At 57.1% G+C, this 20,789-nt stretch carries 26 protein-coding genes, 1 tRNA gene and 2 pseudogenes; 3 read left to right on the forward strand and 26 right to left on the reverse strand.

Features of this window, described 5'->3' with window-relative positions:
- Positions 1–324 precede the first annotated feature (324 nt).
- The 17 genes and pseudogenes from AACY52_RS23650 to AACY52_RS23730 form a co-directional block, all read right to left on the reverse strand.
- Entirely contained in the window at positions 325–594 is a 270-nt protein-coding gene (locus AACY52_RS23650) for a hypothetical protein (RefSeq protein WP_339560828.1), read from the reverse strand.
- A 462-nt stretch (positions 595–1,056) separates the two neighbouring features.
- The gene (locus AACY52_RS23655) at positions 1,057–2,067 is read right to left on the reverse strand and encodes a hypothetical protein (protein WP_339560829.1); all 1,011 of its coding nucleotides are present in this window, start codon (positions 2,065–2,067) and stop codon (positions 1,057–1,059) included.
- A 250-nt stretch (positions 2,068–2,317) separates the two neighbouring features.
- Positions 2,318–2,719: a hypothetical protein gene (locus tag AACY52_RS23660; RefSeq protein ID WP_339560830.1), complete on the reverse strand. Its 402-nt coding sequence runs from the start codon at positions 2,717–2,719 to the stop codon at positions 2,318–2,320.
- A gap of 93 nt (positions 2,720–2,812) precedes the next feature.
- The gene (locus AACY52_RS23665) at positions 2,813–3,643 is read right to left on the reverse strand and encodes a GIY-YIG nuclease family protein (RefSeq protein ID WP_339560831.1); all 831 of its coding nucleotides are present in this window, start codon (positions 3,641–3,643) and stop codon (positions 2,813–2,815) included.
- A 184-nt stretch (positions 3,644–3,827) separates the two neighbouring features.
- A complete protein-coding gene (locus tag AACY52_RS23670; protein ID WP_339560832.1) occupies positions 3,828–3,998 on the reverse strand; it encodes a hypothetical protein in 171 nt (56 codons plus the stop codon).
- 123 nt (positions 3,999–4,121) lie between these two features.
- On the reverse strand, positions 4,122–4,439 hold the full coding sequence (locus AACY52_RS23675) for a hypothetical protein (RefSeq protein WP_339560833.1): 318 nt from the start codon (positions 4,437–4,439) through the stop codon (positions 4,122–4,124).
- A 140-nt stretch (positions 4,440–4,579) separates the two neighbouring features.
- Entirely contained in the window at positions 4,580–4,960 is a 381-nt protein-coding gene (locus tag AACY52_RS23680; protein WP_339560834.1) for a hypothetical protein, read from the reverse strand.
- Between the two features lie 927 nt (positions 4,961–5,887).
- The gene (locus AACY52_RS23685; RefSeq protein ID WP_339560835.1) at positions 5,888–6,682 is read right to left on the reverse strand and encodes a DNA adenine methylase; all 795 of its coding nucleotides are present in this window, start codon (positions 6,680–6,682) and stop codon (positions 5,888–5,890) included.
- A 149-nt stretch (positions 6,683–6,831) separates the two neighbouring features.
- The gene (locus AACY52_RS23690; protein WP_339560836.1) at positions 6,832–7,374 is read right to left on the reverse strand and encodes a lysis system i-spanin subunit Rz; all 543 of its coding nucleotides are present in this window, start codon (positions 7,372–7,374) and stop codon (positions 6,832–6,834) included.
- Positions 7,356–7,919, reverse strand: a complete 564-nt coding sequence (locus AACY52_RS23695) for a glycoside hydrolase family 19 protein (RefSeq protein WP_339560837.1) — start codon at positions 7,917–7,919, stop codon at positions 7,356–7,358. Before AACY52_RS23695 ends, AACY52_RS23690 begins: the two co-directional genes overlap by 19 nt.
- 64 nt (positions 7,920–7,983) lie before the next feature.
- Positions 7,984–8,433, reverse strand: a pseudogene (locus AACY52_RS23700) (phage late control D family protein); the annotation flags it as partial.
- Positions 8,408–8,602, reverse strand: a complete 195-nt coding sequence (locus AACY52_RS23705; protein ID WP_339560838.1) for a hypothetical protein — start codon at positions 8,600–8,602, stop codon at positions 8,408–8,410. The pseudogene AACY52_RS23700 and the gene AACY52_RS23705, both read right to left, overlap by 26 nt.
- Before the next feature lie 46 nt (positions 8,603–8,648).
- Positions 8,649–9,224 (reverse strand): phage baseplate assembly protein V, encoded by a 576-nt coding sequence (locus AACY52_RS23710; protein ID WP_339560839.1) that lies wholly within the window; start codon positions 9,222–9,224, stop codon positions 8,649–8,651.
- Positions 9,221–9,739 (reverse strand): hypothetical protein, encoded by a 519-nt coding sequence (locus AACY52_RS23715; RefSeq protein ID WP_339560840.1) that lies wholly within the window; start codon positions 9,737–9,739, stop codon positions 9,221–9,223. The genes AACY52_RS23710 and AACY52_RS23715 overlap by 4 nt, the downstream gene beginning before the upstream one ends.
- Entirely contained in the window at positions 9,732–10,388 is a 657-nt protein-coding gene (locus tag AACY52_RS23720; protein ID WP_339560841.1) for a hypothetical protein, read from the reverse strand. The genes AACY52_RS23715 and AACY52_RS23720 overlap by 8 nt, the downstream gene beginning before the upstream one ends.
- Complete coding sequence (locus tag AACY52_RS23725; protein WP_339560842.1) at positions 10,385–10,705, reverse strand: hypothetical protein; 321 nt, start codon at positions 10,703–10,705, stop codon at positions 10,385–10,387. Before AACY52_RS23725 ends, AACY52_RS23720 begins: the two co-directional genes overlap by 4 nt.
- A 2-nt stretch (positions 10,706–10,707) precedes the next feature.
- Positions 10,708–11,448, reverse strand: a pseudogene (locus tag AACY52_RS23730) (major capsid protein); the annotation flags it as partial.
- Positions 11,449–11,472: 24 nt separating this feature from the next.
- Here AACY52_RS23730 and AACY52_RS23735 point away from each other — a divergent pair.
- Both AACY52_RS23735 and AACY52_RS23740 read left to right on the forward strand, forming a co-directional pair.
- Positions 11,473–11,748: a DUF4224 domain-containing protein gene (locus tag AACY52_RS23735; RefSeq protein WP_339560843.1), complete on the forward strand. Its 276-nt coding sequence runs from the start codon at positions 11,473–11,475 to the stop codon at positions 11,746–11,748.
- A gap of 1 nt (position 11,749) precedes the next feature.
- Positions 11,750–12,799, forward strand: a complete 1,050-nt coding sequence (locus AACY52_RS23740; RefSeq protein WP_177036048.1) for a tyrosine-type recombinase/integrase — start codon at positions 11,750–11,752, stop codon at positions 12,797–12,799.
- A 114-nt stretch (positions 12,800–12,913) separates the two neighbouring features.
- On the opposite strand, the gene AACY52_RS23745 is transcribed toward AACY52_RS23740, so the two are convergent.
- A tRNA-Ser gene (locus tag AACY52_RS23745) sits at positions 12,914–13,004 on the reverse strand.
- A 152-nt stretch (positions 13,005–13,156) separates the two neighbouring features.
- Between AACY52_RS23745 and AACY52_RS23750 the strand changes: the two genes are divergently transcribed.
- Complete coding sequence (locus AACY52_RS23750) at positions 13,157–13,828, forward strand: Bax inhibitor-1/YccA family protein (protein ID WP_003174664.1); 672 nt, start codon at positions 13,157–13,159, stop codon at positions 13,826–13,828.
- A gap of 76 nt (positions 13,829–13,904) precedes the next feature.
- Here the strand turns inward: AACY52_RS23750 and murB are convergent, their stop codons facing one another.
- From murB to AACY52_RS23790, 8 genes are all read right to left on the reverse strand, one after another.
- Positions 13,905–14,924 (reverse strand): UDP-N-acetylmuramate dehydrogenase, encoded by a 1,020-nt coding sequence (gene murB / locus AACY52_RS23755; protein WP_339436956.1) that lies wholly within the window; start codon positions 14,922–14,924, stop codon positions 13,905–13,907.
- Positions 14,921–15,385, reverse strand: coding sequence for a low molecular weight protein-tyrosine-phosphatase (locus tag AACY52_RS23760; protein WP_339421075.1), 465 nt, complete (start codon positions 15,383–15,385; stop codon positions 14,921–14,923). Before AACY52_RS23760 ends, murB begins: the two co-directional genes overlap by 4 nt.
- Complete coding sequence (gene kdsB / locus AACY52_RS23765; protein ID WP_339506132.1) at positions 15,385–16,149, reverse strand: 3-deoxy-manno-octulosonate cytidylyltransferase; 765 nt, start codon at positions 16,147–16,149, stop codon at positions 15,385–15,387. The genes AACY52_RS23760 and kdsB overlap by 1 nt, the downstream gene beginning before the upstream one ends.
- Positions 16,146–16,331, reverse strand: a complete 186-nt coding sequence (locus tag AACY52_RS23770) for a Trm112 family protein (RefSeq protein WP_003174668.1) — start codon at positions 16,329–16,331, stop codon at positions 16,146–16,148. Before AACY52_RS23770 ends, kdsB begins: the two co-directional genes overlap by 4 nt.
- A 24-nt stretch (positions 16,332–16,355) precedes the next feature.
- Positions 16,356–17,366 (reverse strand): tetraacyldisaccharide 4'-kinase, encoded by a 1,011-nt coding sequence (gene lpxK / locus AACY52_RS23775; protein WP_339436958.1) that lies wholly within the window; start codon positions 17,364–17,366, stop codon positions 16,356–16,358.
- A complete protein-coding gene (locus AACY52_RS23780) occupies positions 17,366–17,794 on the reverse strand; it encodes a biopolymer transporter ExbD (RefSeq protein ID WP_339421069.1) in 429 nt (142 codons plus the stop codon). Before AACY52_RS23780 ends, lpxK begins: the two co-directional genes overlap by 1 nt.
- Complete coding sequence (locus tag AACY52_RS23785; RefSeq protein ID WP_339421067.1) at positions 17,791–18,426, reverse strand: MotA/TolQ/ExbB proton channel family protein; 636 nt, start codon at positions 18,424–18,426, stop codon at positions 17,791–17,793. The genes AACY52_RS23780 and AACY52_RS23785 overlap by 4 nt, the downstream gene beginning before the upstream one ends.
- Before the next feature lie 83 nt (positions 18,427–18,509).
- A complete protein-coding gene (locus AACY52_RS23790; protein WP_339428207.1) occupies positions 18,510–20,735 on the reverse strand; it encodes a DNA internalization-related competence protein ComEC/Rec2 in 2,226 nt (741 codons plus the stop codon).
- Positions 20,736–20,789 lie beyond the last annotated feature (54 nt).

Raw genomic sequence — 20,789 nt, forward strand, 5'->3', positions numbered from 1 at the left:
TGACGACGGAGAGATACGTGATCTCTCAGGTCCGATGTTCATGGACATGCTTCATATGCTGGCATAGCTCGCGGGACCACTTTCGCCGACCTCTCCCGGTCACAATGGGCGGGAGTCGACCCAGAGCAGCCCTTCTGGGAGGGCAAAAAAACGGCCTCCAGGAGAGTTCTATTAATTTCCGACGCGGACGTCCAAGCCTATACGGTAATGCTTTGTTCTAATTATCCGTTTCTTGACCGCCATAAATATTATTGCGCGAGATCAATGATGTCTGCGGCCATTGGATGCCGCACTGACGCAATGCGACCTCCAGCGGTTGCTTCACTACATATGCTCCAAATATTCTATGGAGACCTCTCCGTCGATGTAAGGGCCGTCACCACTACAATCCATTACCGGCTCGTCAAAATTAACCCAGACACTCGTGATAATTCTTTCTTTGCCAGCAATCGTTCGCTGAGTACTAGTGAATGCCACCTCGCCATCCAAAGCTTCTTTTACAAATTCTGGCGGTAACGAAACCACTCCAACCCCACCATTCGGCCACCACAAGTGCGGCTTAATTTTTATTCTATCACCATCTTTAAACTTCATTTATTTTGGACCATGTTGCCGACTTTGATTTTCCATTTACCATTCGGTTAATGGGCGGGCTTTATCCGTCCCACTGAGCATGGCCAACGATTTTAGCGCATTTTTATGTCTTGCTGTTTTCCGCTAATCTTGCTGGTCAAAAATGGTGCGCATGAATGGTTAAGTCGAATGCACAGGAAGGCGAGCCCGTGCAATTCCCAGCCGGGGATCCGAAAATGGCGGAGAGAAAATTCTGAATCGCCCCTGATTTTGTAGAGTATTGAATGACTGCTTCTGGCCGATTTATGCCAGTCACAACAGGCATAAATCGGCCAAAGGTAGACAGTTTACAATCTCACCCTAAGAGCCACCGCTGTACTTTACGCACACTACTTAGGCAAAACGATGTCGGAAAGCATCATCAACAGTATGCCGCCAATAAAGCACAAATCCGAACGTCAGATGCGCAGTGACGCTCCTACGCTAATTTATATTTAAGAGGCGTACCCAGTAAGTCTTGCATAGTTCAAATATCGCCACGCACTGTGATTTCACAGAGGACACACCTTTACCAAACTTTAAAGCTAACGCCAGAATAAGCAAAAAAGGCCAAAGATTCAGCTGAAATGCATAGGTTTTCGGATCAAAATAGTTTTTTGAAGCTTCAATAACTTTAGTATATTTATCAATACTTTGCTGGGTAGTAATCTGTGTCTCTGTCCAGTCATTGAGCTGCTTCAGCTCGCTATTTGGAGTGGATAAGCATGGGGTAAGCGCAGTGAGAATAAGTGTAGCGTTATCGACCTGTGCAAGTTGAATTTGCTTAACGTAGTCTCCTGCTTCCGACCCGCGGTAAACCGCTTCATCAAGCATCTGTATTTGGTCCAAGCTTTTGCTCTTAATCACACCATTGGCAATACTGACTTCGTAATATGCACCGAGTCCTAAATCTCTCTGAGAAAGTGATTTATAGCTTTTGATTAATTCTTGGGTGGTAGTGGAGAGTAACACCTTCGACTCCTCAATCTCCAGCAGCATTGATTCTGCGCTATTGCAGACTTTTAAAAGTCGCTTTTCGATAGGTAAACCCGCGCCAGCGTTAGCAACTGAAACGAATTTGGTCACCATGGGGGATAATTTTTTTGCGGCATCACATTCAGGTGTTGAGACGTTGTCTTTACAAATCTCGGTCAATTTTGGAATTGAATTTATCAAGTTTATATAACCTTCATAAAGACCTATATCCATCTTAACCTTTACGCGCGGTTGATTTTCTAGTGCCAGCCGCTGCTCTCTTTGAAGTAATTCTTGTTTCTGTGTTGCCTCAACTACTTGTCGCTGTCCGCTATTGTTGTGAAATAATAGGATTATCCCAATTGCCGCTAATGGATAATATAGGCAATCAACCCACGTCCAAAACTTTGACTTATGGAATATAAACCCGATTAGGCCTATAAAAAAGAACGCTATCACGCTAAACATAATCAACGGCATCAGCACATCTCGATCTTATAGAAAAATTGATTCTGCAACGAAATTCAGGTTAGTGGCAATATCGCATCACGCGCTACGGTACCAGCAGCGCGCCTCAGTTCAAAGTGCCGAACGTCTTCAGTTGCCGAACCGAATGCTTCGGCCGAGGCAATAGGCGTACGATTCGCCCATCGGATTGCAACTCGTAGGCTACTCCGCATCGCGCAAATACACTGTTAACGTCGACCATGAACTCAAACTGGCCTTCACTCTAATTAAAACCAAGGTGATTGTGATTGTGATAATCGTGACGTTTGACTACAAAAGGCTTCGCCACCACATCATGCACATACTCTACGAAATCCAGAATTAGCAGAGTTGCTGGTGCCATTGGGATTGGGGACCCAAAGCTAAAATCAGGATCTGTCTGAGTAGTTTGAAGCGGCCATTCTAAGCCAGGCATCAGGGCCCTGACATTGGCCCCCAGGGCTTTCTCATCAGTACCGTAAGGGGCGGCTCCATCGGGACAATTCACCGGAAAGCGGAACCCAAAACCACCATTGGCTATATATCCCTGAACCACAGCCACAATACCGGCCCAAGCAAGCGGCGAAATCACCTGATCTATGCGAGGAACAGGCCCGTTCTCGCGGTCACTGAAGTAGTCCGTCACCTTGTTCTCTCCCATACTAGGACGCTAAATGGGAGCACCTCTACGCACTTGGCCCCGGCTTTTTTAGGCCAGGGCTTGAGGGTGCCGTCCGGATCAATTTTTGTTGTATCCAAAAGCACCTCGCGTATGCAGAGCCTCCTTCCAAAAACTTTCTCGTCGGATGACGACCTCATCATCAGTTCGCATTGAGCGATATTCGAGCAAGGTAAAACTGAAATATTCACGAGCATACTCAATTCCTTCTGTCGAAATCAGTTTGGTCAGCTCATCGCTATGCCCACCGTGCCCCGTTAGAAGATAGGCCTGCCAGCGCGACCAAAGGCCCTCTTTGCCATATGCAGCCCCAATATATTTTTTTCCATTTTTCTTATCGGCAATTAGGTACACACCTTTGGTGTTCTCCAGGGCGGTCTTCCAGTCGAGGCGCTCCGTCAAAAAGATTGTTTCCATTGCAGAATAGCTCAGCGATAAATTGTCGAAGCCTGGGAAGCGTTCGCCGGTGTAGATCTCCTTAAACAGCTCAACGATACACATACCGTCGGCATACTCTTCCATCAGACATCGCCGGGCGCGGCCAATGGGCGGTGCTTCGATTTTGAGCTTACCAATCAGATGTTCATACTCTTCAAGTAACCTCACACTATAGGCGGTTGACTCTGGAACGTTGGTCGAACTGAGGACCTCCCAAACCCCTCCAAACAGCCATGTATTTGCCTTTGGTTCTGGATAAAAATCGATTAGCGAGAAAATGTATCGACGATTGAAGTCATCCCGCTTTCCCCGCCAAGAGTTCCACTGTTGCCATTCTTTACGAGATCGAATGAAGACATCTAAAGGCTGGCTATACTGATTCCAGCAGGCAAAATGGATTTTGTGTTCTTTGTAATTTAGGTCAGGGAATAAAGTGCGGAGTGGGATAGTCATCTGCTGCTCAGTGAATGTCATGTGCCAAAATGACAAGAAAAGGATTTTCCATTGCGTCTGTGACTGTCGGCAGACGACTCGCTAAATAGGCTCTCGACAAGCCCAGCGCACCGGGCTTTCCTTGAGTCATTCGCTTTGCAATTGCTGCTTGCGCGCGCATGAGAAGCGAAGGAATCAAACTCGCTTACTCTCCATGTTCGAAACAATCACCCTGATCCATATCATCTTCATTTGCTCCTTGATAAGCATCGTTATTGGGGTTGAGTTGATTGGAGTGGTTATCCATGCTTGAGTCATACGCATCATTGTTCGGGTTCATGCTGTCACTACGGTCATCATTAGGCGTTCTGCTCATTTTGTTACTCCGTTTTTAATTAAATTTTTTTGAAATATGCTGATTTACCTTCGACACTAGTCGAGTCGGTCACATTACTTCTGACCACCGAGCAAAAAGTACCTGACGACAGGACTTTTCTTTCTACTCGCCTTCGAGGCGAACAACCCAGTTAAACGTTTTTGGATTGTCTGGGTATTTCCACTTGGAGCCGAAGATAATTATGTCGCCCTCATCGGGATCGACAAAAACGCGGCACGTCAGTTGAGCGACATCAGGCAACTCTTGGCTAGTCGCAATGCCTGTAAAAATGGAACCGTTGTTTCTGGTGAGTTTTACTGTGTAGGTTTGCTCATCCTCCGAATGCCAGAAATCGAAAACAATTTCATCCCCATCGTTTCGCCGGATGACGGCCTGAAGCTCATAACCTTCATCTAGATCGTGAAAACTTCTGCTAAACATCACAACTCCTTTCCTTGGCCCCGTGGTTGATTACGCATATCTGCTCCAGAACCCCTGGGATGCCGAGCAGTACCTTTAAGCCAACACCTGGCTAGCCCTGTCATCTGAGCCATGATGGCTCTAGTGAAGCGGTCTGGCCACTAATGTAACGATGTTAGTTTACTTTGGCCGCAAAACAGCGGCTCGAAGTGGTGATGAGTTTCAGCCCCCATGACAAAGCCACAGTCGAGCTTCACCCTGGCCCCATTCGGTACGCTTTTGCCATTATCTAATACGAACTGAACACGGTCCGTAGTGACTTCTTGGCCAATATCTGTTCGAACAGTCATCAACTCATCAAGAACTAATGCGGTGTACCCAACCTTTGCAGGGGGCTTGATGTTTTCTAGCGGGTCATTAACTGCAAGCGTGAAAACTCTCCCTGTAAAATGCATGGGGTTTGGGCCTGATTGTGCTGGCGGTGCCTCTGCAGCCAAGACTGCAAAAGAAAACAGCGCCGTAATTAGCAAAAGTGATTTCATGATTCTCTGTCACTCACCGTCATTTCCATGGACGCAAAAGCCGCGTCTATCCTACCGAAAAAGGCCCTTTCGAGCCGAGTTCCTCAGCGAGCATTTTCATATCAATGCTGACTAGCCGAAAGAGTTACCGATATCACTATGCCAGTGCAAGCTCGAAAGCGCGACGTATAACCTCGATGTCAACAGTGAGATACCGCTTGCTGTGATCGAGGCAGGCATGACCGAGGATGGTGTGTAACGTCTCCTCGCCGGTCGCAGCCAGCCGCCTGCCAATGTGGGACGAACCGTGCTTGACACCGGCCTGCCTGTAGAACCGACTGATCGTCTGCCGGAGTGATTCACTGGCACCGTAAACCTCAGGACCGCTGTCCAATTGGCGATGTTTAAACGCAAGTTCAAACCCTTAGCACTTGTGTTAGGGGGGCTTGACCCTGGGCGCAGCCGCCGATATTCATCAGCACCGGAAAGGCCCCAGCCGCGTTGAAAGCGAACCGCGATCCAGCGGTACAAGGCGGCAAGGCGGCAAGGCGGCAAGGCAACGAGCATGTATCAGGTATAAATTGCTGGGTTGGCAGCCCTTGGTGATGTCTGCTCGTAGATACACCTCGGACTTAATAGCTCCGCTGGGGTACAGCACGTCTGGGACCTCCAGCAAGGCCAGTTCGGTGACGCGAATTCCAGCGGTGTGTGTGAGCCATAAGAGCATCACGTCGCGCTCTGGCAGACGGCAACTAACAGATATGACACGGATCAGTGTTTGAATTGCCCTGGACGAAGGAATGTTGCGCGGCGGATGGGTGTAGTCATAGGGTTCTCTGTCAGGATTGATGACGAATCGCGGACGATCCTGAGAGAGCTTGCAACGGGCCTCCTGAATAGCTTACAGACCCGCGTGCCGTGGTGTTCACGGAAAATACCACGCAACATTCAAAACAACCCGCCCAACGCCGCCGGTTCCCAGTTCATGATCACCAGCTCGCCACTGAGCTCGGCCCTCCCTTGCCGCTGATTAGCTGTGCTGTATCGAATATCAATCATCTCGAAGTGAAACCCATCAAACACACGCCGGATATCGGAATGATCGTTGATGCTAACCATCACCTTCCCTTTGCAACGCCGCATGAAATCAGCCATGCGCTCGTAATTCTCAAATGGAAAATCCACGCCATAGCCTGCCGTTTGCCAGTAAGGCGGATCCATGTAGTGAAACGTGTGTGCACGGTCGTAGCGCTCAGCGCAGTCCAACCAAGGTAGGTTTTCCACGTAGGTGCCGGACAACCGCTGCCACGCTGCAGACAGGTTCTCCTCGATCCGTAGCAGATTGATGGCCGGGCCAGTGGTCGCGGTACCAAACGTCTGCCCGGTCACCTTGCCGGCGAAGGCATGATGCTGCAGATAGAAGAATCGCGCGGCGCGCTGGATGTCAGTGAGGGTTTCAGGCCGGGTCATCTTCTGCCACTCAAACACCTGGCGCGAACTGGGCGCCCACTTGAACTGGCGGACAAATTCTTCCAGGTGGTTCTGCACGACGCGGTACAGCGTCACCAGATCGCCGTTGATGTCGTTGAGAACTTCAACTGGCGCGGCCTGAGGACGCATGAAGTAGAGCGCGGCGCCGCCGGCAAAGACTTCTACATAGCATTCGTGGGGTGGGAAGAGCGGGATAAGGCGGTCGGCCAGGCGGCGTTTGCCGCCCATCCAAGGAATGATGGGTGTGGACATATAAAAGCAAGACCTTTTCTGTATGGATAAACAGTGCTAGGCTCGCTCCGCTTTGTGCACGAAGCAGGAGCCTTGGCTGGACTTGCAGGGACGTTCTGCGGGGAAGGTGGCCGGGTTGGATGTTGACGCATCCTGCCCAGCCGCTCCTTTTACTTCGGTGTAGAAACTTCCTTTGCGTAGGCCTGACAGGCCCGCAGGGCGATCAATCCTTGGTCGCCGGCATCGGTGATTCCGATAATTCGTTGAGCATGCGCTGGGTCAAGTTGGACTCTTGTGGGGCCATGAACCACGCGGCCGGTGGCGGTGGTGGCTGGCACTGAACAGCCGCTGGTGGCATCGGTGGCGGCGAGTACGACTGACAGCCGCAGATCAGCAGTAGCCAGGCGATCACGCAGACGAGCCTGCTTGGTTTGCGCATCCGTCAATTCCTTGTGGTGGGTTTCGTCATTGTTCTGCAGGCGCTGCTCCAGGGCGAAGCGCTTGCCCTGCTCGTCGCGCTGCAAAGCGGCGCTGGCAAGGGATAACTCGGTGAGGGTGTCGGCATGGAGCCGGGCCTGGCGTTCCAACTGCTGGCCGTAACGCCAGCCTTGAGCAATCCAGGCCGATGCAGCAGACCCAGCAGTCAGAACGACCAACAACAAACCGACGGCGGCAATTCGGAACTGCGCGGGGATCAAGTCGAGGAGACGCATAACACCTCCCTGGCTCTGGCCCAAAGCTGCAGCCGATCTTCCAGGCCGTTGAGCCCGCCATTGATCCGGCGGGTAATGGTGTTGAACTGCTCTTGATCCGTGAGCGCGTTCAACCCGTTCACTGACCAGTACCACGCCGCAGACTCTGCCGCCCATTGCGGCAGCTCCAGCAGCTCCGGCGTGCGGAGCAACCGCTCATCACCAAACAGCGCCAGGCTGCAACGCAGGTAGTTGTCATGGCCGGTGATCTGGATCAGCCCACGGCCGCGATAGCGCTGCCCGTCTCCGTCGGCGGCAGGCGTGTTCCCCAATCTGGCAGCGAGCGTGCCGGTGTCATACTTGCTGAGGTATTGATCACCCCCCAGTTCACGCACGTACTGCAGTTGCCCGGACTCGTGGCCGATCTGGGCGAGGAAGGCTGCCTGACGCTTCGGTGTATCGATCTTGCGATTGGCCATGGCTGCGTTTAGGGCGGATACAAAAACGCCCGCTTGGCGGCGGGCGTTGGGCATGATGTGTTGAAGTTGATGCTCGGTGATGGACATCGCTCTTTCCCAGACAAAAAAATACCACTCAATGGCGGCGGGTGTTGAAGCAGGTATGACCCAGTTACAACTCTAGGACTTTGACCTCCTTGGACTTTTTCTTCCCTGCCGCCTTGGCTTTACCTTTCTTCCCTGCATTGCATTCCACAGTGGTACTCCAACCGGACTCGGTGAACACCTGCTCCACCGATTCCACTAGGAACTCCCCGTCCAGCCCTTCCTTGAAGCCCTGCGCATTGATCTGCCGCTCAGCAAACAGATCCGTACGGCCAACCATCTCCAGGCGAACCTCAGCGGTCGAGCGGTTGAACGCCGCGAGTCGCGCCTTGGCTGCTTGCTCGGCGGCGGATTTATTCGGATGAATATGCCGGTCGGTATGAACCGACGGTAAACCTGCAGGCGCGTCGTCGTTGTCCAGGGTCAAGTTGACCAGCTCACCAGTTTTCTTGTCCTGGTACTTGGCCTTGACGGCTTTTTGTGTGGTGCGGTCAGTGAAACGGAATTGCCATCGGCTGGGCCTGAAGAAAGGCCAGTTGCTCATCGGTGGTTGCGGTCACGCGCGCCTTGACCACCGGCAGGGTGCTGCCGTCGGGAAGGACAAGCGTGCGCGAGGTGAAGAGCGTGTCGCGGAAAACGCGACCAGGCCCTGCATCGTCCTGGTTGTCGGGTTTGTTCTTGCTCATCAACGGATGCTCCTAAAAGGAAAAACCCGCACTATGCGGGTCGGAATCAGTGTTTGTGGTTCGGCGTGTTGCCGCCGACATCGATGACCTTGCCGGCGCTGTTGATGTCGCCCGTCGTGTTCAACGTGCTGTTGATCTGGGTAGCACCATCGATGGTGACCAAACCCACCAGGTTGATCTTGCTCGACACCAACCGCGCGCTGTCCGGCATTATCTCCAGCACCGAGCCACCGACTTTGATACTGACGGTGCCGGCCGGCAGATCAATGCTGTAGCTGTGAGCCTGCCAGTCGTAAACCAGTGAACCACCGTCATCGAAACGCCAAACCTCCACGTGGTCGCGGTTGTCCGGCTGGGCGCCGGCATTGCCGTACAAACCGGGGATGAAGGTGCCCATCGCAGGTTCGCCACTGGGACTGATCAACGCGCCCTGCTCTCCTATGCTCGGCACCCGCCAGTGGCGTGCCTTGCCAGCAGCCTGGCTGTGCCAGCGCACCCAAGCGCTTGTCCAGTCCCCCGACTTAACACGGACCATGGCTGCGGCCAGATCCACCCCAACAACGACGCAGGGCATCACCGTCGAGGCGATCATTCGGTCGTGCTGGGCAGCGACATAGCTCATAACAGATCCTCTGGATTGACCGAACCAACGCCAGGTCCCAGGTCGATGACCAGCGAGCCCGGCGGCTCATCCGGCCACGGCCATTCTTCGGTGCCCAGGTAAACCGTCTGATCCCACTCGACCAGCCAGACGAAGTAGCCGTCCAGTTCGGGCTTGGTCCAGTCCTGGGTGGAGCGCACGAACTGCGCGCAATCGACCTCCAAGCCCCAACTCTGCCCCCGCAGAAGCACCGCCAGTTGAGAGGCCAACTGCACAGCCTGCCGTTGCGGATCTGCACTGATCGAGTCGACGATTATTCGCGCCTCGAACTCGCAGGTCAGCGCGGTTTCACCCGTCCCGATATCTGGTGCGGGTTCCATCTCGGCCATTTCCAGTAGCACCACCGGCGTGGGGATGCTGGTGTCTGCCGATAGATCTGGCCAGAACGATGCGCCTTGAATCCCAGGCAACTGCTCTCGCAGATGCTGCTCGATGGCCTCATACAAACGGTCGAGGCTGAAGGGCTGATCAGACACGGGCGGTCCCCTTGAGGTACTTCTGCAATTCAAAGTTGAGTTCTTGCTTGAGGATCTCCAACAAGCGTTCATCGGCGCGCTTCACCCAGTTATCGAAGTGCGGTCGCACCTGGTCCAGCGAGACCTTGGCTTTCGCCAGCGGGAAGCGGTTGTCGCTTTCCGCGATAAAGCCAGAGCTGCGTCGCCCCTGCGTGCTGCCGGGATAATCCGTGGCGTTGAAGTGCTTGCTCGACGTACGAATCCAGATGTCGGGGCTGCTGCCATACACCTGCTTGAAGAACGCGCCCTGGTATCGCCGCCCCGCCACCGATACACCGGAGCGGGATTGCCGAGGTCGACCGATGCGGCTGGCCTCAATGGCGTTGACCCCAAACCACAACTTGCCACGCATCGCCCCACCGCTGACCGGGTAAGCCCGAAGGCGTTGCCTAACAGCGCCGATGGCGATCCGCTCCTGCTTGCCCACTGACCGCGCGATGTGGGTTCGCAGCCAGCCCAACGTTTTGTTGATCGCTCGACGTTGAGCCGCTGCAGCAGCCTTGGGCACCAACTGGCCGAACTCACGCAAGGCCTGGGAATGCACCGCCGACGGCATGATGTTGATCATCCCGCTGTCGCGGTTCTGCTGCACATGGCTACCAACGCTCATGGACGCTTCCTCAAGATCAGGGCCACCAGGCCATCGCCACCGGGCTCCAGCTGCAGCAGGTCGTAGTCGCCCCCGCCATCCAAGGCTGGCAGGTCGATGGTGACCCGCAGGCCCTTGCTCAGCCCGTCCGAATCCTTCACGCGAATCTCGAAGCGAGGCTCGCGAAGTCCGGTGTGGACCTTGCCGAACTGCGGTTGCTTCCACGGCGCCGCGAACATCCCCAGCACCGGCTCCACGCGGCCTTCGATCTGGGCGCTGTCGCCCAAGGTCTCGAAGACAGCATCGTCGATGTCGTCGATCAGATCGCGGAAGGCCACGGTCAGAGTTCCAGCAGAATCTGCGCCCGAGGACGCGTGCACAGGTGCAGCGGGTTGGACTGGGCTTCACCGGCTACGCCCTTGCCGAACTGCATTGGCTCGATCTTGCTGTAGTAAGGGATGCCCTGGGTGTTGACCGTTTCCATGTAGTCGGCCGGCGCGAAGCACGAGATGTAGAGATCCGGCACGCCCTCGGGGATCAGCAGGGCCTTGTCGTCGTGGACGAACGCAACACCCGCCACCTTGCCGCGATAACGCTCCCAAACGATCCCGCCAAACTCGAAGCTTTCACGGGCGTCGCCACGCAGGGACGCGGCCTGCATGGTGTTGAGGTAGGTCTCTTTGACCGACTTATGCACGATGAGCTTGTTCCAGAAGTTCTTGCCGCACATCGCGCGGGAGCCGCTGCTGGTGACACTGCCGAGAGCTTCCTCTTGCATGTCCAACGCTTCGCCGCATTTGACCCGCAGCTCGGTGTCTGGACTGTTCAGCCCCATCTGAAGCTTCAGGCGATTCACGCCGAAGGATTTATAAATGTCCAAGAGGACCGTCTTGCCATCGGCATCCAGGACCTGCCCGTTCAACGCGCCCATGCGCTGGAACTCGTGGGTGGCGTCCAACTGGCGACGCGCTTTCGCCAGGCGCTTGTTGACCACATCCTGCACAGCCTGCAACTCGCTGCGCGTGCCGAAGGCGCGAATGCCCTGGATCTCGTCGGCCTTGATGGTGAAGCGTTCGGGCAGGAGCGCCCGCTCGCGCAGCCTGTCTTGGGGTATGCGCACCATTCGCTCACCAGAACTTTAGAAACTGAAATTTTCTCGGACGAAGAACTGGCCGACCTTACTGGATACAAGCAGCGAGCCCATCAACGGAGATGGCTCAACGACCGCAATTGGGTATTCGTTGAGAGCCGTGGTGGCCGCCCATTGGTCGGGCGCATGTACGCTCGTATGAAGCTTGGCATGACCAGTCCGACGTTCGCAGAACAGAGCACACCGCCGGCGAGACCAGCTTGGACACCTGACTTCTCCAGGGTGAACTGAGATGCGACCTCGAAACACCGAAAACAGGGACTTACCGCCGGGAATGGTTCGGAGAAAACGCCCTCGCAAGAACGGTAAAGTGTGGGTGGGTTATTACTACAGAGACTCAACGGGAAAGGAGATCCCGCTTGGGGGAGACTTGAGCAAAGCCCGATTGAAGTGGGCAGAGCTTGAGTCCAAAGAAAAGCCAGCCGATCTGACGATGATGAAGGGGATCTTTGATCGATACGTCCGCGACGTCATTCCGAAAAAAGGCGAGCGCACCCAAAAGGACAATCTGGCCGAACTCAAACAATTGCGGCCCATGTTCGATGGAGCGCCCATCGACTCAATCACACCAGCCAGCATCGCTGGATACCGCGACGCCCGTACCGCCAAGGTACGGGCCAATCGGGAGATCGCCCTACTCTCCCACGTTTTCAACATGGCGCGGGAATGGGGTCTGACCGAGCGGGAGAACCCGTGCCAGGGCATCCGTAAGAACAAGGAAACGCCGCGTGACTACTACGCGAATGCCGCGGTTTGGGACGCGGTCTACGGGATGGCTGAGCCTGAACTAAAAGAAGCCATGGACCTGGGCTACCTGACAGGCCAGCGGCCAGCAGACGTGATCGTCATGCGCAGGGACGACGTTGAGGGCGATTACTTCTTGGTCACGCAAGGCAAGACAGGGCTGAAGCTAAGGATCCTGATGTGCACAGAGGAGGGAGAAAACAGCTTGGGTAGGTTGATTCGGGAAATTACGGAGAGGAATGCCGGTCACCTCTCGAAGTACTTGCTGATAAACAGACACGGAAAGCGAATGACGAAGGGAATGCTGCGCTTGCGCTGGGACAAGGCGCGGGAGAAGGCTTGTGCCAAAGCAATCGAAGAGGGCGATCCGCTCCTCGCCGCGAAGATTGGCGGTTTTCAGTTTCGCGACATCCGACCGAAAGCAGCATCGGAAATCATCGATATTGGCGACGCAAGCCTGCTACTAGGGCACAGTAAGCAGGAGATCACAAAGCGGGTTTACAGGAGGATTGGCGCCACTGCTAAACCATCAAAATAGGCAAAGTTTCGGAACGCCTACCCGAAAGTTTCGGAACGCCTCTCAAAACCGTCATGTTCCACCCAAACCCCAGAAACACAAAAGCCCCGCATTGCGGGGCTTTTGTTTGAATCTTGGCGGGAAACCAGGGATTCGAACCCTGGGAACGCTATTAACGTTCGCCGGTTTTCAAGACCGGTGCATTCAACCACTCTGCCAATTTCCCTTGCGCATCACAGGATTATAGTAGCCTATCCTGTCTCAGCGGGCGCCATAATACCCGAATGAAACACACTGTCAAACTCTCGGCATCGCTTGTTACAGAGCGTCTGTTATGATCTTTGCGACTGAACGTTTCAAAACCGAAGGAGTGTCGCCATGCGCGAACAGAATTACGCAGTGAATGGCAACGCGCAGGCTGAGCAGCTTGAAGTCAGCCGCGTGTTGCGCAACACCTATGGCTTGCTCGCCCTTACGCTCGCATTCAGCGGCGTAATGGCGTTTGTGGCTCAGCAGATGCGCGTCGGTTACCCGAACATCTTTGTCGTACTGATCGGCTTCTATGGGCTGTTCTTCCTGACCAACAAGCTGCGGGACTCGGCCTGGGGTCTGGTGTCGGCGTTTGCCTTGACCGGTTTCATGGGCTTCATCCTCGGCCCGATCCTCAACCGTTACCTCGGCATGGCCGGCGGTGCGGAAGTGGTCAGCTCGGCGTTTGCCATGACGGCCTTGGTGTTTGGTGGCCTGTCGGCCTACGTGCTGATCACCCGTAAGGACATGAGCTTCCTGGGCGGCTTCATCACCGCAGGCTTCTTTGTGCTGCTGGCGGCTGTGGTCGCAGGTATGTTTTTCCAGATCAGCGGCCTGCAACTGGCGATCAGCGCGGGGTTTGTGCTGTTCTCCTCGGTGTGCATCCTGTTCCAGACCAGCGCCATCATCCACGGCGGTGAGCGTAACTACATCATGGCGACCGTGAGCCTGTATGTGTCGATCTACAACCTGTTTATCAGCCTGTTGCAGATCTTCGGCATCATGAGCCGCGATGACTGATTAGTTAACGCAATAAAAAATGCCCCGTATCGAAAGATACGGGGCATTTTTGTTTTTACGCCGTTAAGAGCAGGTTTCAGTATTTGTTGGGTTCCATCTCCAGATCAACCTTGAAGCGCTGCGCAATATCCTGCTGGATCCGCTGAGCCAGGTTGGCAATATCGTGCCCCGAGGCGCCTCCATAGTTGACCAACACCAGCGCCTGCAGTTTGTGCACACCTGCATCCCCCTCACGAAAGCCTTTCCAGCCAGCCTTGTCGATCAGCCAACCGGCCGCGAGCTTCATCTGCCCATCGGGCTGCGGATAAGCCACCAGGTCCGGGTACAGTGCCTGCAGCTCAGCCGCCAACACCTGGGACACCAAGGGGTTCTTGAAGAAGCTCCCGGCATTGCCAAGCTCTGCCGGGTCCGGCAGTTTTTCCCGGCGGATGCTGCAGATCGCACGGCTGACGTCGCTCGGCGTCGCTTCAGTGATCCCCTGCCCCGCCAGGCGTTGCTGCACCGGGCCATAGTCGAGTTTCAGGTGGCGGGTGCGGCTCAGGGCAAAGCGCACCCGCAGGATCAGCCAGCGGCCGGTTTCGTGCTTGAACACGCTGTCACGGTAGGCAAAGTTGCATTCTTCCAGACTGAATTCGCGCAGTTCGCCGGTGTGGCGATCCAGGGCGGTCAGGCCAGCGAATACGTCCTTGATCTCCACGCCGTAGGCGCCGATGTTCTGCATCGGTGCTGCGCCAACGGTACCGGGGATGAGGCTGAGGTTTTCCAGGCCACAGAACCCCTGTTCCAGGGTCCACAACACGAAGGGGTGCCAGGCTTCGCCCGCTTGCGCCTCGACCACCACCTGCGTGCCGTCATCGTGGACCACGCGGACGCCGTGGGTCGCCATGCGCAAGACCAGCGCAGGAATGTCCTGGGTCAGCAGCAAGTTGCTGCCACCGCCGATCACCAACAGTGGCACCGCATGTGCGGCTGAATAAGCCAGGGCCTCGCGGACGTCATCGTCGCTGTGAGCCTCGGCGAACAACTGGGCGCGTACGTCGATGCCAAAGCTATTGAAGGGCTTGAGCGATACCTGCGAGAGCACCTGCAAGGTCATAACCGGCCCTTCAATTCGATCACCAATAAATCACAGGCGCGTTCAATCAGGTCCAGGACCCGCTCGAAGCCTTGTTCACCTTCGTAATACGGGTCTGGCACTTCGTCCACTTCGCCATCGTAGCGGCGCAGGAACAGGTCCAGCTCCGCTGTGCCTTGGCCCGGCTGCATAGCCTTGAGGTTGCGCAGGTTGCTGTGGTCCATGGCCAGGATCAGGTCATAGCGCGCAAAGTCGGCACGGGAGACCTGCTGGGCTCGCTGGGCCGACAAGTCATAGCCGCGCACCAGCGCCGCACGCTGGCTGCGCTTATCCGGTGGGTTGCCAATATGCCATTCACCCGTACCGGCGGACGCTACCTCGACCTGCCCTGTCAAACCCGCTTCGCGCAATTTATGGCGCAGCACGCCTTCTGCGGTGGGCGAGCGACAGATATTGCCCAGGCAGACAAACAAGACCTCCATCAGGCCCCCAGCAGGCGACGGACGCGCTCAAGGTCTTCCGGCGTATCGACACCAGCCGGCGGCGCTTCCAGCGCATCGCCCACATGAATGCGCACGCCGTGCCACAAGGCACGCAGTTGCTCCAGCGATTCGGTGTTTTCCAGCCAGCACGGGCCCCAACTGACGAAGTCATGCAGGAAACCGGCACGGTAGGCATAGATGCCGATATGACGGCGATACGGCACGCCTCTCGGCAATACGTCGGGGTTTTTGACGAAGGCGTCGCGCGCCCACGGCAAGGTCGAACGGCTGAACGTCAGCGCCAGGCCATTGATGTCGCTGACCACTTTCACCACGTTCGGGTTGAACAGGGTGTCGATGTCTTCGATCGGTTCGGCCAGGGTCGCCATGCGCGCTTCGCCATGGGCGGCCAGGTTGGCCGCCACTTGGTCGATCACGCTCGGCGGAATCAACGGCTCGTCACCTTGCACGTTGACCACGATGGCATCAGGTGCCAGGCCGAGTTTTGTGGCCACTTCGGCCAGGCGATCGGTGCCGGAGTTATGGTCTTCGCGAGTCAGCACGGCCTCAGCGCCGAAGCCTTTGCAGGCTTCGATGATGCGCGGATCATCGGTGGCCACCACCACGCGCTCGGCGCTGCTTTTGCAGGCCTGTTCCCACACCAACTGGATCATCGGCTTATCGCCGATCAGTTGCAGCGGCTTGCCCGGCAAACGGGTCGACGCGTAGCGGGAAGGAATGACAACGGTAAAGGCTGTGGTCATTTATCCAGGCGCTCATCGGTAGTCAGGGTGCGGGCTTCGCTTTCCAGCATTACCGGGATGCCATCACGGATCGGGTAAGCCAGGCCGGCGCCTTTGCTGATCAGCTCGGTTTTGTCGGCGCTGAGCTTGAGCGGGCCTTTGCAGATCGGGCAAGCGAGGATATCGAGCAGTTTGGTGTCCATGAGTGTTTCCTGGATAGAAGCGGTTTAAGGCAAGAGACGGGCAGGCAACAGGCGCATCAGCTGCGTGTCGAACCAGGCGACAAACGCCGGCGACGGCAGCGCATCCACCGCAAGGTACCACCAGTCGGGCTGGGCAAAGGCGCGGCACTTAACCGCGTCCTTTTCGGTCATGACCAGCGGCAATGACGGTGTAAAATTCAGGACTTCGGCGCTGTACGGCGCGTGGTCGGCAAACGCATGGGGTATCGGCTGCCAGTGTAGCGTTTCAAGGGTGTTGAAGAAACGCTGCGGGTTGCCGATGCCGGCGACCGCATGCACCTGCTGGCCCGCCGCAAAGTGATCGACCGGCTGACGCTCGCCGGTCTTCAGATTGACCAGTGCGCAAGGCTGCAAGCGAAAGGCAAAACCATCGTCTCGGTCGCTTGCGGCGCCGTTATACAACAGCGCATCGACACTCTGCAGCCGCTCCACCGGTTCGCGCAACGGCCCCGCCGGCAGGCAACGGCGGTTGCCCAGGCCACGGGCGGCGTCGATCAGCACCAATTCAAGGTCGCGGGCCAGGCGGTAATGCTGCAGGCCATCGTCGGAGAGGATCAGGTCCAGGGTTTCACTGGCCAGCAGCGCCTTGACCGCACGGCTGCGATCGGGGTCGATCACTAACGGTACGCCGCAGCGCTGCACGATCAATAAGGGTTCGTCACCCGCCACTTCAGCACTGTGGTTGGCTTCGACCCGCCACGGCAACTGCGGCGGCTTGGCCCCATACCCTCGGCTGACCACCCCCACGCGCAAGCCGCTACGTCGGCAGTGCTCAATCAACCACAGGATCAACGGCGTCTTGCCGGTGCCACCCACCGTGATATTACCGACCACCACCACGGGCACCGGCGACTGATAGATCTCGCCCTCACCCGCAAGGAAACGTGCGCGCTTGCGCTGCACCACTCGGCGGTACAAGGATTCAAGCGGCCGCAGCAACGTGAGCATCGGATGGCCCTCGTACCAGGCCTTGAGCAAACGATCGGACATGGCCATCAGGGTTGGCTCGCTGCCTCGACGGTGGTCATGCGCAGATGGCTGAAACCGAGCTTGCCGGCGGCATCCATCGCAGTGATCACAGCCTGGTGCTGGGTCTTGCCATCGGCACTGATCGACAGCGGCAGCTTGGTATCGCCGCCGGACTCTTTCTGCAAGGCATCCATCAGGCTGTTGAGATCGTTCTTTTCGAGCAACTGGTTATTCACTGAAAACACCCCGTCGGCGCTGATGGCGATGTCCAGTTGCTTGACCTCCTGGTCTTCGGCCGGCGAACCGCTCACGGCTTCCGGCAGGTCGACGCGCAGCTCGGTTTGCCGGGTAAAGGAGGTGGTGACGACAAAAAACAGCAGCAGGATAAACACCACGTCGATGAGCGACGCGAGGTTGATATCGACATTTTCCCGGTGCTTGCGGCGAAATTTCACGCTTTGCCCCCAACCAGGTCAACGTCACGGTCGCCCTGCACGACTTCCACCAGTTTGATGGCTTCCTGCTCCATGCCGACCACCAGCTCATCGATGCGCCGTTGCAGGAAACGGTGGAAGAACACCGAAGGAATACCGACCATCAGGCCCGCTGCCGTGGTGATCAGCGCCTTGGAGATACCACCTGCCAATACGGCCGCGTTGGTGGTCATGCCGGAGCCCATGAACGAGCTGAAAATATCGATCATACCCAGCACCGTCCCCAGCAAACCGAGCAATGGCGCCATGGCAGCGATGGTGCCGAGGGCATTGATGTAGCGCTCCAGTTCATGGATGACGCGGGCGGCAGCCTCCTCGATGCACTCTTTCATGATCTCGCGACCATGCTTGGAGTTGGCCAGGCCGGCCGCAAGGATTTCACCCAACGGGGAGTTGGCGCGCAGTTCCTTGAGTTTTTCCTTGTCCAGTTGCTTGTTCTTGATCCAAGCCCAGACCTGCCCCAATAGATGCTCGGGGGTGACGCGACTGGCACGCAGGGTCCACAGGCGTTCGGCGACGATGCCGAGTGCGGCGATAGAACTTATGATGATCGGCAACATCATCCAGCCGCCGGATTTGACCAATTCCCACACAGTGAATGCCCCCTTGAAAAAGTGCGCCACTTTACCATATAGGTTCGTCGGCCACAGACCCCATCGGCTGCGGCCACAAGCGCCTAAGGTAACCGTTCACGCCAGAACCTGCGTTGACTGCGCGCAACAACCGGTGGTGCAAATGCCCCCAGTTGCAGGCGCACGGCGCCCTGCTCGGCGCTGTCATAGACCTCGCTGCCCAACCGCTGGTAGCGCGCCATCACCTGCGGATGCGGATGGCCGAACGCATTGCTGCGCCCTCGTGAAATGAGCACAGAACGAGGGGCAAGGCGTTCCACAAACGCCCAGGACGAAGAGCTGCGACTGCCATGGTGTGGCGCCTGCAACCAATGGGTGGGCACTGCCAGAGGTGAGGCGAGCATTGCCTGTTCCGCCGCGCGGTCGATATCGCCGGTCAACAGTAAACGCTCGCCATTGGCCTGCACCTGCAACACGCAGGACTTCGGGTTGCCGCTGATAGCGTCCGGCCACTGCCACAGCTCGAACGTCACATCGTCCCAGGTCCACCGTTCGCCACTGTTGCACGGCTGCGTACCGAGAAACGCCGGCAGGCCCTCGGTTTCCCCGCCCACCACGCGTTTGATTGGCATCCCCTTGGCAATCGCCCCCGCGCCGCCGGCATGATCCGCGTCGGCATGGCTGATCAACATCATGTCTAACGTCTTTACTCCGAGTTTTTGCAGCGACGGCAACACAACGCGCGCGCCCAGATCAAAGGTTCCGGAGCGCGGGCCGGCGTCGTAGAGCAAGGTGTGATGGCGAGTGCGCAAGATCAGCGACTGCCCCTGGCCAACGTCCAACTGCACCACCTCCACTTGCCCATGGGGCACCAGTTCACGCGGGGGAAACACCGCCAGCAACAGCATCGGCAAGCCCAGCAACCGAAATGGCACGCCCTTGGGCAACAGTAACAGCAGCGCACCGAGCAGGCTCAGCAGCCAATACCCCTGCGGTACGTCGGTCGGAATCCAGGCAGGCAGTTGTCCGGCAAGCCACGCCAAGCCCTTGAACAACCCATCCAACGCCCCGCCCGCCAGCCACAGCAATCCCTCCCCCATAAACGGCAACGCCAGCAACGCTGTCCCAAGCAACGCCAGCGGCAACACCACTAGGCTGATCCAGGGCACGGCGACCAGATTGGCCAGCGGCGCACTCAGGCTGATGGGCAACCCCAGCACCAGCAAAACAGGAAACAATCCAACGGCAATCAACCACTGGGGGCGGGTCCACGCCTGCCACACGCTCCACGGTCCCAACCGCCCACCAAACGCCAGGATCAGCACTGCCACCGCCGCAAACGACAACCAGAACCCCGGCTGCAAACTGGCCAACGGCTCCAGCACCAACACCCCATTGAGCGCCAACAGTAACGGCCACCACAGCCCAAGGTGCCGGAAGCGCAGCCGCCATAACAGCACCAGCCCCACCATCACACAGGCGCGCTGCACCGGCACGCCAAACCCGGCCAGCAAGCCGTAACTCAGTGCAGCCGTGAACGCTAGGCCACACGCCCACGGCAGCCACGGCCAGGTTCGGGGCCAGAGCCCATAACGTGCCAACCCGGCGATCAACCCGTAGATCAAGCCCGCCAGCATGCCGATGTGCTGGCCGGATATAACCAGCAGATGCACAGTGCCGGTGTCCTTTAACACCTGCCAATCAGCGGCGGCCAATCCAGAGCCGTCTCCCAGCACCAGGGCGATCAGGCCTGCTTCCCGACCAAAGGCATCCACCGCCATCAAGCGCTGGCGCACGCCGTCCCGCCAGGCGCTGTGCGCCGCAGCCAGACGTTCGCCGTCCTTCACCGTGCCCGTGGCGCCAATACGCTGGGCGAGCAGCCAGGCTTCCCGGTCAAATCCGTGAAAATTCAGCAACCCGGCCGGCCGCTTCAGGTTAATTGCCAGGCGCCAGCGCTCACCGCTGCGCACAGGCGGCCCGCCACGCCAGGACACTCGGATGCGTTTGGGCAAGCGGGCCTTTCGCGACCGGCTGTCGGCCAATTCGAAACGCACCCCCTCGCCCGTTTGCTGCGGCAGCCCAATGACTCGCCCCTCCACCCAACGTGTCTGGCCGTCCAGAGTCGGCTTCAGGCGATCATCCAGCGCCCACTGCGCACTGATGCATGCCCAGCTCAGCCCCACCAGGAAAAACGCCAGTGGGTATGTGCGAAACGGCAACAGCATCAACGCCAGCACCAGCAAGGCGATCAGCCATCCCGTGGGCGGCAATGCAGGTAAAAAACGCAGGGCCAGTAACCCCAGCGCCAACGCGAACATCCCTGTCCTCATGGATCATCCCTTTAAAGTGATCCACTCAGTCTTAGCCGGGCGTCCGACATTGCC

The organism is Pseudomonas sp. EA_65y_Pfl1_P113 (assembly GCF_963970525.1).
In the GTDB taxonomy this organism is placed as follows: Bacteria; Pseudomonadota; Gammaproteobacteria; order Pseudomonadales; family Pseudomonadaceae; genus Aquipseudomonas; species Aquipseudomonas tritici.

Coding starts and splice junctions, on each gene's coding strand:
- AACY52_RS23650 (WP_339560828.1), bottom strand. CDS start 594: ATGAAGTTTAAAGATGGTGATAGAATAAAAATTAAGCCGCACTTGTGG.
- AACY52_RS23655 (WP_339560829.1), bottom strand. CDS start 2,067: ATGCCGTTGATTATGTTTAGCGTGATAGCGTTCTTTTTTATAGGCCTA.
- AACY52_RS23665 (WP_339560831.1), bottom strand. CDS start 3,643: ATGACTATCCCACTCCGCACTTTATTCCCTGACCTAAATTACAAAGAA.
- AACY52_RS23670 (WP_339560832.1), bottom strand. CDS start 3,998: ATGAGCAGAACGCCTAATGATGACCGTAGTGACAGCATGAACCCGAAC.
- AACY52_RS23675 (WP_339560833.1), bottom strand. CDS start 4,439: ATGTTTAGCAGAAGTTTTCACGATCTAGATGAAGGTTATGAGCTTCAG.
- AACY52_RS23680 (WP_339560834.1), bottom strand. CDS start 4,960: ATGAAATCACTTTTGCTAATTACGGCGCTGTTTTCTTTTGCAGTCTTG.
- AACY52_RS23685 (WP_339560835.1), bottom strand. CDS start 6,682: ATGTCCACACCCATCATTCCTTGGATGGGCGGCAAACGCCGCCTGGCC.
- AACY52_RS23690 (WP_339560836.1), bottom strand. CDS start 7,374: ATGCGTCTCCTCGACTTGATCCCCGCGCAGTTCCGAATTGCCGCCGTC.
- AACY52_RS23695 (WP_339560837.1), bottom strand. CDS start 7,919: ATGTCCATCACCGAGCATCAACTTCAACACATCATGCCCAACGCCCGC.
- AACY52_RS23705 (WP_339560838.1), bottom strand. CDS start 8,602: ATGAGCAAGAACAAACCCGACAACCAGGACGATGCAGGGCCTGGTCGC.
- AACY52_RS23710 (WP_339560839.1), bottom strand. CDS start 9,224: ATGAGCTATGTCGCTGCCCAGCACGACCGAATGATCGCCTCGACGGTG.
- AACY52_RS23720 (WP_339560841.1), bottom strand. CDS start 10,388: ATGAGCGTTGGTAGCCATGTGCAGCAGAACCGCGACAGCGGGATGATC.
- AACY52_RS23740 (WP_177036048.1), top strand. CDS start 11,750: ATGCGACCTCGAAACACCGAAAACAGGGACTTACCGCCGGGAATGGTT.
- AACY52_RS23750 (WP_003174664.1), top strand. CDS start 13,157: ATGCGCGAACAGAATTACGCAGTGAATGGCAACGCGCAGGCTGAGCAG.
- murB (WP_339436956.1), bottom strand. CDS start 14,924: ATGACCTTGCAGGTGCTCTCGCAGGTATCGCTCAAGCCCTTCAATAGC.
- AACY52_RS23760 (WP_339421075.1), bottom strand. CDS start 15,385: ATGGAGGTCTTGTTTGTCTGCCTGGGCAATATCTGTCGCTCGCCCACC.
- kdsB (WP_339506132.1), bottom strand. CDS start 16,149: ATGACCACAGCCTTTACCGTTGTCATTCCTTCCCGCTACGCGTCGACC.
- AACY52_RS23770 (WP_003174668.1), bottom strand. CDS start 16,331: ATGGACACCAAACTGCTCGATATCCTCGCTTGCCCGATCTGCAAAGGC.
- lpxK (WP_339436958.1), bottom strand. CDS start 17,366: ATGGCCATGTCCGATCGTTTGCTCAAGGCCTGGTACGAGGGCCATCCG.
- AACY52_RS23790 (WP_339428207.1), bottom strand. CDS start 20,735: ATGAGGACAGGGATGTTCGCGTTGGCGCTGGGGTTACTGGCCCTGCGT.